This window comes from Paenibacillus sp. 1-8 (genome assembly GCF_056316205.1).
On the sequence record NZ_CM149995.1, the window covers coordinates 166,314 to 178,392 of the forward strand.

10 protein-coding genes are annotated in these 12,079 nt (G+C 50.6%); 7 read left to right on the forward strand and 3 right to left on the reverse strand.

Annotation, left to right across the window (positions count from 1 at the left end; genetic code table 11):
* Positions 1-44: 44 nt before the first annotated feature.
* The gene (locus AC0WRU_RS00690; protein ID WP_476126845.1) at positions 45-905 is read right to left on the reverse strand and encodes a hypothetical protein; all 861 of its coding nucleotides are present in this window, start codon (positions 903-905) and stop codon (positions 45-47) included.
* 127 nt (positions 906-1,032) lie between these two features.
* Complete coding sequence (locus AC0WRU_RS00695) at positions 1,033-1,926, reverse strand: LysR family transcriptional regulator (RefSeq protein WP_025683184.1); 894 nt, start codon at positions 1,924-1,926, stop codon at positions 1,033-1,035.
* 201 nt (positions 1,927-2,127) lie between these two features.
* Between AC0WRU_RS00695 and AC0WRU_RS00700 the strand changes: the two genes are divergently transcribed.
* From AC0WRU_RS00700 to AC0WRU_RS00715, 4 genes are read left to right on the forward strand one after another with little or no spacing between them, the layout of a single operon-like run.
* Positions 2,128-3,132: an ABC transporter ATP-binding protein gene (locus AC0WRU_RS00700; protein WP_025683185.1), complete on the forward strand. Its 1,005-nt coding sequence runs from the start codon at positions 2,128-2,130 to the stop codon at positions 3,130-3,132.
* 21 nt (positions 3,133-3,153) lie between these two features.
* Positions 3,154-4,224, forward strand: coding sequence for an ABC transporter substrate-binding protein (locus AC0WRU_RS00705; protein WP_476126846.1), 1,071 nt, complete (start codon positions 3,154-3,156; stop codon positions 4,222-4,224).
* Positions 4,225-4,228: 4 nt separating this feature from the next.
* Positions 4,229-5,899 (forward strand): ABC transporter permease, encoded by a 1,671-nt coding sequence (locus AC0WRU_RS00710; RefSeq protein ID WP_476126847.1) that lies wholly within the window; start codon positions 4,229-4,231, stop codon positions 5,897-5,899.
* Complete coding sequence (locus tag AC0WRU_RS00715; RefSeq protein ID WP_476126848.1) at positions 5,896-7,260, forward strand: MBL fold metallo-hydrolase; 1,365 nt, start codon at positions 5,896-5,898, stop codon at positions 7,258-7,260. The genes AC0WRU_RS00710 and AC0WRU_RS00715 overlap by 4 nt, the downstream gene beginning before the upstream one ends.
* A 21-nt stretch (positions 7,261-7,281) precedes the next feature.
* On the opposite strand, the gene AC0WRU_RS00720 is transcribed toward AC0WRU_RS00715, so the two are convergent.
* Complete coding sequence (locus AC0WRU_RS00720) at positions 7,282-8,442, reverse strand: S8 family peptidase (RefSeq protein WP_476126849.1); 1,161 nt, start codon at positions 8,440-8,442, stop codon at positions 7,282-7,284.
* Positions 8,443-8,846: 404 nt separating this feature from the next.
* Between AC0WRU_RS00720 and rpoE the strand changes: the two genes are divergently transcribed.
* The 3 genes from rpoE (at position 8,847) to AC0WRU_RS00735 (ending at position 11,999) form a co-directional block, all read left to right on the forward strand.
* Entirely contained in the window at positions 8,847-9,395 is a 549-nt protein-coding gene (gene rpoE, locus AC0WRU_RS00725; RefSeq protein ID WP_025683190.1) for a DNA-directed RNA polymerase subunit delta, read from the forward strand.
* Between the two features lie 401 nt (positions 9,396-9,796).
* Positions 9,797-11,398: a CTP synthase gene (locus AC0WRU_RS00730; protein ID WP_025683191.1), complete on the forward strand. Its 1,602-nt coding sequence runs from the start codon at positions 9,797-9,799 to the stop codon at positions 11,396-11,398.
* A gap of 214 nt (positions 11,399-11,612) precedes the next feature.
* Positions 11,613-11,999: a response regulator gene (locus AC0WRU_RS00735; RefSeq protein WP_025683192.1), complete on the forward strand. Its 387-nt coding sequence runs from the start codon at positions 11,613-11,615 to the stop codon at positions 11,997-11,999.
* Positions 12,000-12,079: the final 80 nt, after the last annotated feature.

A 12,079-nucleotide genomic window follows, 5' to 3' on the forward strand; every position in this document is an offset into this window, starting at 1 on the left:
CCCGGCAGGGTGGCACGTTCGGTTCCTTTTTTGGTTCGAGCAGCTTAGTAGCGTTCCAGCACCAAATTCGTTTTCAGGGAATCGGCGGGAACCAGCCATCCTTTGGATTGCAGCAGATTGATCAGCTTGGTACGATTGCTGGCGGCAACGCTGTAGTCCGAGGTTTTGAAGGAGATTTCGATGATGGTATCTGTACCTGATCCGTTTGCACTACGGATAGGCCAGACTTCAACGTCGGTATCCAATCCTTGAAAGCTGCCTCCATATTTGCTGACCTGTACAGGACCGCGTACTCTGGAGTCTGCCAGAGTTTGTTTGCCCCAGTTGCCGGTTTTCCAGTTTTGCAGCTTGCCCGGAAGATTGTCCAATAGTTGCTTTAACGCCTGATCCGGGGAAGGAAGAGTTAATCCTTTGGAAGCGTTCGTTTTCTTATCATTGGAAAAGCTTAGAGTCTGCTTGTTGTATCCCCAATCCACCTCAGCCTCATAATTATCATCGGATGCGCTGAAGCCTTCTTTATTCGCTTGGGTGAGCGCCGCGTTGATATCTCCGTTCGTGACCGCGTACCGCTTCTTGTAGGTTAATTCATAATTCTTTTTATCCTCTTTTTTGCGAAATCTCACGTTCCAGCCCTCGTTGTTCAATTGCAGTTGATCCGTGTCAAAATATTCGACGCTCAATCGTTGCGCATCTTCGATAATTTGAAACTCGTTGGCTACGCTGCTTTTCAAAGAGCCGTCCGCATTGAGGACCTGAGCTGTATCCAGCAGCAGCTTTACCTCATAGCTTGGTGTGGCATTGGCGGCAGCCTGTGCAGGCTCGGCACCCTTTAATCCCGTTACAAGCAGCACTGCACTCAGGGTTAGTATCGATAAAGCTTTGGTGATACGAAGACCAGTTTTCATCCAATCATCTCCTGTTCGTCCGAATGGGGGTACACGCTACACTTTACGGGTGTAATGTCAGTCGTATGTCAAGGCAAGCGGGTACTCCGGTTAAAAAATAACATAATTTCTATATGACAGGTAAGATTTATTCTTGGTTCCCTGACAAATATTCAGCAAATTGGCGAATTAGCGCCGAGCGGTGACGGTCCTTATTACTGACCATATAAATGTACCGCTCCACACGCTGGCCCGGAATGGGCCGTATGACCAGCATCCCGCGTTCGACCTCGGACTGCACAGCTATGCGGGAGACGAAAGAGACATGTTCTCCCAGCATGACCGCCTGCTTGATCGCCTCCAGCGAATCCAGCTCCAAATAAGAGGGGAGGCGGCGTCCGCCACGCTCCAGCCATTTGTCAGTCATTTGGCGTGTGCTGGAATCCTTACCGTGCAGCACGAAAGAGGAAGAAGCGATGCGCTCGGGTGTTAAATCGGTTTCGCTTGCGAGCGGGTGATCAGGTGCGCAGATCAGCACCAGTTCATCCTCGCCCAAGGATTCTGACACCAGCGTTGGCACTTGAAACGGCTCTGTTGAAATAACGCCAAGGTCAATTTCGTGACGGGCGAGCATGTCCTTGATCACCGGAGCTGTTTTCACGGACAGGGAAATATGAATCCCCGGATGTTCACGGGCAAAACGGTGCAGCACCGCAGGAAGCACATAGGTAGCCGGTACATAGCTTGCGCCGATTCGAATGCTCCCCCGCTGGAGTGTGTCGAACTCGCATACGACCCGCTCCGCCTCGGCGGCGAGCGCATTGATCTTGGCGGCATAGTGGAGCAGCGCGTGCCCGGCATCCGTCAGGATGATTTTGCCCATACGTGTGTCGAACAGCTTCACCCCCAAATCCCGTTCCAGATTTCTCATATGAAAGGTAATGGTCGGTTGTTTCAGCCCGAGAAGCTCGGCTACTGTGGTAATTTTATGATGCTTGTCCAGCAACTCTACAATATGCAGCTTCAGAAGACTTAAATTCACTTGGAATGCCCCACTTTCAGGTTGATCGGAAACTCATGCCCGCTCCATGCGCGGCGGTATCAGTCCCCTCTATATAGATTAAATCTATGAGTGTTAACACAATTCATTGAAATAATTAATTTTGTTTTAACTTTCCAATAACACAGGCTGCGAATTCAAGCTTTACACTGGGGTCAGTCATAAGAACAGGCAGGTAATGCGATGAATCAGGATTTGTATATTCACGGGTTGAGTAAAACCTTCGGCCATATGACCGCATTGCACGAGACGAATCTGGTCGTACGGCGGGGACAATTCACGACACTGCTCGGTCCGTCCGGCTGCGGGAAAACAACGCTTCTGCGCATGATCGCAGGGCTGGAGACGCCGGATACCGGCACGATCACGATGGGGGAGGAAGTTCTTTTTTCGGCTGAACGCAAAAAGGATATTCCCGCGCATCTTCGTCATTTTGGCATGGTGTTTCAGGATTTCGCGCTGTGGCCGCATATGACGGTGTTTGAAAACGTGGCCTTCGGCCTGCGTGCGAACAAGCATGGAAAAGGCCCCGGCTCTGGCAGCGTGCGTGGCAAGGAGCTGCGAATAGCGGTGCTGGAGGCGCTGGACAAGGTCAGACTGTCGGGGATGGAGGATCGGTATCCTCATCAGCTGTCTGGTGGCCAGCAGCAGCGGGTCGCTTTTGCCCGCGCGGTCGCCGTCCGTCCGCGGCTTGTTTTGTTCGATGAGCCGCTCAGTGCGCTGGACGCGGTGCTTCGCGAAGAGATGCGCATCGAAATGCTGTCGCTGGTGCGTGATCTGGGGCTGACTGCCCTGTACGTCACCCATGATCAGATCGAGGCCATGTCAATGTCCGATGAAGTGGTCGTCATGAGAAGCGGACATATTGTGCAGACCGGAACACCGGAGTTGATCTACGGTCGTCCATCTCATCCAGAGGTGGCGAGGTTCATTGGCAAATCGAACTGGCTGGAGCCGGAACGAACACTATTCCGTCCCGAGCATGTCCGCTGGGAACAGGACCAGGTAGATCAGCGCTCTTTTACAGTGGAGATTCGGCATGTCAGCTATGTTGGGGACCGTTATGAAATCCGCATACTGGCGGAGAACGGCGAGCTATGGACTGCATATCATTCCACCCGCTTGCCTATCGGGGAACAAAAGCAAATTTGGGTATCACCGCAACACATCCACCAACTCGATTCATAGGGAAAAGGGGTATAACACAAGATGATGAACAAGCACGTTTTTCGTACAGGTTGGAAAAAGGGCGCGATGCTCGCATTAACATTGACCTTTGGACTGGCTGTCGCAGGCTGTGGAACGGCTACACCATCCAAGGATGGAGCGCAAGCCACCGGATCAGCAGGGCAAGTCGGGGGGGCATCCACCGATCAGAAGCTGGTTGTCTACAGCGCAGGTCCTGACGGGCTGGCGAAAAAGCTGGTAGCGGGGTATGAGGCGCAAAGTGGAGTGAAGGTCGAGCTGTTCCAGGGAACGACGGGTAAAATTTTGGCCCGGATGGAAGCTGAGAAGGCGAATCCGGTAGCAGACGTGGTGGTACTGGCATCTCTTCCGTCCGTGCAAGGCTTGAAAAAAGACGGTCTCACGCTCCCTTACCCGGATGCCAAAAACGCGGACAAGCTGAATCCCGATTGGTCTGACAAGGAAGGCAACTACTTTAGCACCAGTGCTTCCGCATTAGGTATCGCGTACAACACCAAGCTGGTGAAGACACCGCCGACTTCATGGGCCGATCTCGCGAAGCCGGAGTACAAGGACCAAATTAACATTCCTGATCCATCGCTGTCCGGTTCGGCGCTGGATTTTATGACAGGCTACCTGAGTGCCAAAGGCGATGGGGGCTGGACGTTGTTCGAGCAGTACAAGGCTAACGGCGTAGCGATGGCAGGAGCCAATCAGGAAGCGCTGGACCCGGTCATTACCGGAGCCAAAAGCATGGTCGCTGCTGCGGTTGATTACATGACTTATAAGGCCAAGGCCAAGGGCGAGCCGATCGACATTGTTTATCCGAAGGAAGGAACAGTCATCAGCCCGCGCCCTGCGGCGATTCTCAAATCGACACAGCATGAGCAGAACGCCAAGGCATTCATTGACTATCTGCTGTCGGACGAGGCGCAGAAGCTGGTAGCGGACGCTTCCTTGCTTCCGGGCCGCACGGATGTTAAAGCAGATAAGCGCGCCAATCTGGATGAGATTCCGTTGCTGAAAACCAATTGGGAATGGATGGGCGAGCATGGTCCTGACGTGACAGAGAAGTTCACGCAAATGTTCAAGTAAGCGGATGGGGGTCTTATCCGTCAAACAGATCAGAGCGTGGAGTCTAATACTCGCTCTGATTGCGCTTGCTTTACTGATCGTGCTGCCGTTACTACAAATTTTCATCCAAAGTGTGTATGTAGACGGACAATTACAATGGTCTGCGCCTTTCCAGACGTTGGCTGCATCCCGATTTGCGGGTGTGCTGTTCGGCTCGATCTGGCTGGGCATCTGTGTTATTGCCGGAACGACGGTGCTTGCACTTCCGCTCGCGTGGATCATGTCCAACACGCGTCTCGCTAGCTGGCGCTGGCTGGACGTGGTGCTATTGATTCCGTTTATGACCCCGCCCTATATCGGGTCCATGGGTTGGATTTTGTTTATGCAAAAAAACGGGTATCTGGAGCAGTTGTTTCCGAGCCTGCATTTCTTGACCCCGTTCTTTTTCAGCTTTGGCGGCATGGTGATGATCATGAGTCTGCATCTGTTTCCGTTCCTGTACCTGCTGCTGCGCGGTGCGCTGGTCAGGATTGGCGGCAGTCTGGAAGAGGCCGGAGCCGTTATGGGGGGCGGCTTTCTGTACAGGTTCCGCCGGATCATTTTACCGCTGCTGCTGTCGGCTTATGGAATGGGCGCACTGCTTATTTTCGTCAAAACGATTGCCGAGTTTGGAACCCCCGCCACCTTTGGACGACGTATCGGGTATGAGGTCATGACATCGGAAATTCACAAATACATTTCCAGTTGGCCGATTGATTTCGGCAAGGCGACATCAATGGCCACGGTGCTTTTAACCGCCTGTCTGCTCGTGTGGTATGTGCAATCGGTAATCAACCGTAAGTACACATACAGGCTGGTAGGTGGTAAAGGTTCTCGTCCTTCCCGTCTTCGTGTATCTGGCTGGACTACGGGATTAAGTGTCACATTTATCCTAGTGTTGCTAATTGCGTCCATTGGCATCCCTTATTTTTCAATTATCGCCGCTTCCACCATGAAGCTGCGGGGGATCGGTTTGGCTTGGGATAACTTTACGCTCGATTATTACAAGGAACTGCTGTCTTGGGGCTCAGAGAGCATGAAGGCGTTACTGAACAGCGTATTTCTCTCTTTGGGTGCATCCACGATTGCCGTTGTGCTGGGCACATGGTTTGCGCTCGTTATTGGCGGCTCACGTACGAAGCTCCAGCGGACAGTGGATGCATTCAGCTTGCTTCCGAACACGGTTCCGGGGATTGTTATGGTAGTCGGCCTTATTTTATGGTGGAACTCGCCGTGGATGCCGATTCCGTTGTATAACACGTACGGTATGGTCATTCTGACGTATGTTGTCTTGTTTGTTCCTTATACAGTCCAATATGTCAAAAGCGCCTTTACGCAGGTAGACACTGCTCTTTTTCAGGCAGGACAGGTGTTTGGCGGTCGCCCGTCTTATGTATTCTGGCGGATTGTGCTGCCGCTGATTTTACCAGGGATGCTGGCAGGCTGGATGATGACCTTTACCATTGCTTCGCGCGAACTGGTCGGATCATTGCTGATTTTGCCGCCATCCGTCCAGACGTCTGCAACCTACATATTTGCCCAGTTCGAACAGGGGCAGGTGTCGCTTGGTATGGCAATGGCGGTCATATCGGTCGGATTGACCACACTGCTGCTGATCTTAATGGAAAGCTTAAACTCGCAAAGAAAGTGGAAATGATGATGACCAAGCTTCGAATTTGGGGCGGTGCGGGCGAACACGGCCGCTCCTGCTATGTTTTGGAAGGAAAACAGCATCGCATCATGCTGGATTGCGGCGTGAAAAAGGAAGGAACCGGGCAGTATCCGGTTTTTCCGCCGCAGGAGGCGGAGAGGCTGACCGCTGTATTGCTGTCTCATGCACATGAGGATCATTCAATGGCGCTCCCCTTACTGTATAAGTATGGATACCGGGGAGAGGTCTGGACGACAAAGGCCACTGCCGAGCAGTTGGGTTCCTATTTTCGCTCCTGGCATACTTATGTAGAATCGAGAGGCGGCAAATTGCCATACGACGAACGGGATATCGAATCCATAGCTTACCGCTATCTGGAGGATGAAGCGCCGTCAGGAGTATGGCAGGAGGCTTGTCCGGGTGTACGGATCATGTGGGGGCGTAGTGGGCATTTGGCTGGAGCAGTGTGGTACATGGTAGATATGGAAGGAAAGCGGTTGTTCTTTTCGGGAGATTACAGCCGCGAATCCGAACTGCTCGTTGCCGATGCACCGGAACCTAATCTGGCCGATATCTCCATTATGGATAATGCCTATGGCATGGATATAGACCCGCAGCCTGTGAAGCTGGAGCGGCTGCGGGCCGGGATGGGACAGATATTGTCTTCTGGTGGTCATGTGCTGCTTCCGGTACCCGCCTTTGGCCGGGGGCAGGAGTTGATTGTGTGGGCCAGCGAGCAGTTCCCTGAACAAGCAATGATTGTAGAGCCGGATATATGGCAGGGATTGCAGCGTTTGAGCCGTTTGAAAGAATGGCTACGCCCGGAAGTACCTGCGCGGATAGAACGTGTGCTGCACAGTGGCCGGATCCTTGTGCCTCGTGATGCTGCGGAGCGAGTACGGCTGCTGGAACAGAACGCTGCGGCTATGATCGTAACCGGGGATGGCATGATGGATTCGCCACAGGCGCGCTGGTACTATCAGTATTTATCAGATCATCCGCTGAGTGCGGGGGATGGCGAAGGTAGCGGAAAAAGTAATCATAACGGAGTTATTTTAACGGGACATGCTTCGAGCGGTTCTTTTGGTAAACATCTGCTGGATTGTACGAATCAAAAAACGGGTCAGAAAACAGATCAGAATGACCGTTGTATCGTTCAGCATTTGATTTACAAGGTGCATCAGGGGATATCGGATGTGAGACTAATGTTGAAGGAGTTGCCTGGTAAACAGGTTGTGCTCGTTCATGCGCCCAAGCCGCAGACTGATCTTGTGCGTGACGAGCTGATAAGAGAAGGTTGGACCGAACACGAAAGTTCTGTAAAAGTCATTCACTCTTTGGAGCCGGGCGCAACGTTAAACGTTTAGATGATTCATTTACTCCATCCGTTATTTCGTACCCTCCTGTATCAGTCGGAGGGCATCGACTTCCCCAAGTTTCGTGGATATAGAGTTGCGCCCGGTGCTTTTACGAAGGCGCAGCGGTGTAGCGGTACGCTTGAGCAGTGCTTTGATTTCTCCAGGCTCCATCTCCGGTCTCAGTGAAAGGAGCAGGGCAATGCTTCCGGTCACGTGGGAAGTAGCCATAGACGTACCGCTCATTTCGTGATGCTTGCCGTGTATCCATGAGGAAATGATCTTTTCACCCGGCGCGTACACGTCTACGAATTGTCCCCGGTTACTGAAAGGCGCGATGCGTCTGTATTTATCGGTAGCTCCGACTGAAATGGTCTGGGAATAGCGTGCCGGGTAGTCAATACTCCGGCGCTTGCCCTCGTTTCCCGAGGAAGCTACGATCACGATACCGTTTTGATACGCTTTGTTCACCATATCAAGCAGCGCCTTGCTGCGTGATTTCATACCGAAGCTCATATTGATGATATCGATACGATTCAATACGCACCAATCGATGCCGAGAATAATATCGGAGACGTAGGCGGCTCCGTTATGGTCAAATGCTTTTACAGGATGAATCAGCGCCTGAGGTGCTACGCCAACCATACCCTCATCATAGTTGGATGCCGCGATGGTACCGGCAATATGAGTGCCGTGACCGTTATCGTCATAGGGTAGCATGGTCCGATTAAGCAAATTGATGCCTCTGGCGAGGGAATGCCGCAGATCAGGATGTTGAAAATCCGCTCCTGTGTCGATCACGCCAATCCTGATTCGGTTTCCTGTAGAGGAAGGCCAAGCCTTGTGTGCGCGTACCTGTTTAACCCCCCACGGCATGGGCAGGTTTTTCTCCGCCTTCGCCATCTGGGCCGCTCCTCCATGTACCCTCATGCGAGTATCTTCTTCAACGGTAACACCGCTGTGATATTTGCCCAGCCTGTCTCCCCCTGGAAGCGGGGCGATCAGAGCGCGAATCAGTCGGGCCGGTTGTACTTGCCGCAATCCCGCAAGCTCGGGCTTCAGCTTCCTGAGATAGGACAGGCATTCCCGGTATTGGTGAGGCTTATCGAACGTAATGATCTGTTTGTGCCGTCCATTGCCGGACGGCTCCGAAATGCCCTCGTGCAAACGCTGCAAAAAACCCGGATAGTCCATTTGAGACAGTCCCCCTCCGATAAGCCATGCTGAGGTATTGTATGAGCAAGCATCAGCGGCGGCATGGGAAACCTGCCCCTTTTTTACCGAAATAGGCCTGCTGTCGTGTCAAAGCGATCGTGGACACATACGATACATGGAGGGCAAAAGCTCTTGTGCAACAACTTTGGGGAACTTCTCCCGGAGCGGGTACAGTCGGAGACGGGGGGGACCCCGTCTTTTTAACGTGCGCTGCCTTGTTCAAGGCATACTAATGCAAATTGTACGAATACCCATGTTTAACTTGCAATTTGCTTCCAAATAGGTTTTACTTAGTTTTGATAATGGATATGTTAGTATTGCATGTATCGTGTATGCTCTGAAACATGTTCTTGTGAATTACGTGTGAGAGGAAGTGTCCCTAGGTGAGTACCCCACTCAACTTGAAGATTGACCCGGAGAAAGTCCACGAGACTCCAATGGTGGATTTGGCATTTATGGTATTGAAAGCGGCCAATACGCCATATTATTACCGTGACCTGATGAAGGAAGTCGCCAAATTGCGCGGCATGTCCGACGAAGAAATTAATGACGTTATCGCTCAGCTATATACTGAAATCAACATTGACGGGCGTTTCGCCTGTGTCGGTACGAATCTGTGGGGCTTGAAGCGTTGGTATCCAGTGGATAAATCCGAAGATACTCTGACAGGCGCCAAGCGTCCTCGTATCATTAATGACGAAGACGATGACGACGAAGAGGACTATCATGAGGAAGAAGAAACTTACAGCGCCGATGACGACTTCGATGCAGACAGTGAAGACGAGGACGGCGAAGAAGAGCTGTTCGACGGTGAAGATGATGATAGTGATGAAGACGTGGTTATAGACGATGAAGACCTCAGTGATGAGGAAGATACAGAAGATGAGAACGACGACGAGTCGACGGAAGACGACGATGATTCGCTTCGTTAGGATCAGGCTGTAAGGGGAGATGTATTCTCCCCTTTTTCATGACCATTTTCTTGTAACTGCCTTCTGATTTGAAGCTTTCAGATGGATTCCCTCCAATCTTGTTCAATGGGCAAATTAACACAGATAACTTCCTTGACAGCGGATTGGACACGGGGTAAACTATTGCTTGGGCTTATGATTGATTCACTTATATGTTTGCTTTTTGTATAAAAGTGCCCCGTACTACGGGAGTGCTTTTTTGTTTTTTATAGGGTGTTTGCACTCATGAAAGAGGGCTAAGGGCGGCGGACATGGAAAATGATTCCGCTGCCTTCTTCATGGATGATAATCCGTGTAAACGGGTTACGATAACATCATAATGTCGCCTGAATTTTGGACTTTATTTAGGAGGGTTTTAAACAGTGACAAAGTATATTTTTGTGACAGGCGGGGTTGTGTCTTCCTTGGGCAAAGGGATTACGGCAGCTTCACTGGGGAGGCTTTTGAAGAACAGGGGACTGAAGGTAACGATTCAAAAATTCGATCCTTACCTGAATGTCGATCCGGGTACGATGAGTCCTTACCAGCACGGTGAAGTGTTTGTAACGGATGATGGTGCGGAAACGGACCTTGACTTGGGACACTATGAGCGCTTTATTGATATTAATCTGTCCAAGAACAGCAATGTCACGACAGGCAAGGTATACTCCAGCGTAATCAGCAAAGAGCGTCGCGGGGAGTATTTGGGCGGTACGGTGCAGGTTATTCCTCATATTACGAACGAAATCAAGGAGCGCGTATATCGTGCAGGCCGTGAAGCGGGTTCGGACGTAATTATCACAGAAATCGGCGGTACCGTGGGCGATATCGAGAGCTTGCCATTTTTGGAAGCTATCCGTCAGCTCAAAAGTGAGGTTGGACGCGAGAATGTAATGTACATTCACGTAACCCTCATTCCTTATATTAAAGCTGCTGGTGAGGTTAAAACCAAACCAACTCAGCACAGTGTAAAAGAACTGCGCAGCATCGGCATTCAGCCGAATGTCATTGTTTGCCGTACAGAGCATGAACTTTCCTCCGATATGAAGGCCAAAATCGCGCTGTTCTGCGATATTGATGCTAACGCAGTAGTAGAATGCCGCGATGCGTCGACCTTGTACGAGGTTCCACTGAACCTGCGTGAAGAAGGCTTGGACGAGATCGTAGTCAATCACCTCAAGCTGACAACACCTGCACCAGATATGACGGAGTGGGAAGGGCTTGTTGAACGGATCAGAAAGCTGGATAAAACGGTTGAAATTGCTATTGTTGGTAAATATGTTGCACTGCATGATGCTTATTTAAGTGTGGTCGAATCCCTTTCACACGCTGGATTTGATGCCAATGCAGATGTGAAAATCCGTTGGGTGAACGCAGAAGAAGTAACCGACGAGAACGTAGCGGACATGCTGGGCGGCATTAGCGGTATTCTCGTACCTGGTGGCTTCGGCGATCGCGGAATTGAAGGTAAAATCAGCACCATCCGTTATGCACGCGAACAGAAAATCCCGTTCTTCGGTATTTGTCTTGGCATGCAGGTATCTGTCATTGAGGTTGCACGTTCTCTGGCTGGTCTCGAAGGAGCCAACAGCTCGGAAATCAACCCGGCTACGGATTACCCGGTCATCGACTTGCTGCCTGACCAAAAGGACATCGAAGATATGGGCGGCACGATGCGTCTCGGATTGTATCCGTGCAAACTGACGGAAGGTTCGCTGGCTTCGGCTTGTTACAACGATGAACTGGTATATGAAAGACACCGTCATCGGTATGAATTCAATAACGAATATCGTGAAGTTATTGAAAAAGCAGGTCTTCGCATTTCCGGTACTTCACCGGACGGACGTTTGGTGGAAATCGTGGAGCTTCCTGAGCATCCATGGTTCCTGGCGGTACAATTCCATCCGGAATTTACTTCCCGTCCGAACCGTCCACAGCCGTTGTTCCGTGAATTTGTTAAGGCAGCATTGCAGCTTCAAGGCTAATGCTGCGGCCTGTAAGACCTCCTCAGGGAGGTCTTTTTTTCATTCCACGCTTCCTGATTATGAAAGAATATTCCACAATTATGTATAAGAGAAGGATTTTCTTTTTGCAGGAGCGAATATAGTTTAGGGTATGGGACGGATATTGTACGTCATCGGACGCTGTTATGGCAATAGCTGCATGATCCTCGTTTTAAGATCTTAGGAGGTTAAGACATTGGAAAAGAAAAAAGTGTTAATCGTCGATGACCAGAATGGAATACGAATTTTGCTGATGGAAGTGTTCGGAAGTGAGGGTTACGAGACCTTTCAGGCAGCAAACGGAAAAATTGCACTTGAAATTGTTGAAAAGGAACCGCCTGATCTGGTTTTGCTCGATATGAAAATTCCGGGTATGGACGGACTTGAAATCTTGAAGCATCTAAAGACCATGAATCCCGATATCAAGGTTATTATGATGACAGCTTATGGAGAACTGGACATGATTAAAGAGGCGACGGAGCTGGGAGCACTCATGCACTTTACCAAGCCCTTTGATATTGATGAAATGCGAATCGCCGTAAACAAGCAACTCAGGGGTGATGAAACGAGTCACTTTGGTTGAAAACTCTGTTAACACAACAGGGTTTTTTGTTTGTGTTTATGGGAAATACTGAAAGTAAATCCTCTCCTTATACAATTCTA

What these genes read in the sequence shown, in the direction of transcription:
- AC0WRU_RS00700 (WP_025683185.1), top strand. Translation starts at nt 2,128, where the DNA reads ATGAATCAGGATTTGTATATTCACGGGTTGAGTAAAACCTTCGGCCAT.
- AC0WRU_RS00710 (WP_476126847.1), top strand. Translation starts at nt 4,229, where the DNA reads ATGGGGGTCTTATCCGTCAAACAGATCAGAGCGTGGAGTCTAATACTC.
- AC0WRU_RS00705 (WP_476126846.1), top strand. Translation starts at nt 3,154, where the DNA reads ATGATGAACAAGCACGTTTTTCGTACAGGTTGGAAAAAGGGCGCGATG.
- AC0WRU_RS00690 (WP_476126845.1), bottom strand. Translation starts at nt 905, where the DNA reads ATGAAAACTGGTCTTCGTATCACCAAAGCTTTATCGATACTAACCCTG.
- AC0WRU_RS00720 (WP_476126849.1), bottom strand. Translation starts at nt 8,442, where the DNA reads ATGGACTATCCGGGTTTTTTGCAGCGTTTGCACGAGGGCATTTCGGAG.
- AC0WRU_RS00715 (WP_476126848.1), top strand. Translation starts at nt 5,896, where the DNA reads ATGATGATGACCAAGCTTCGAATTTGGGGCGGTGCGGGCGAACACGGC.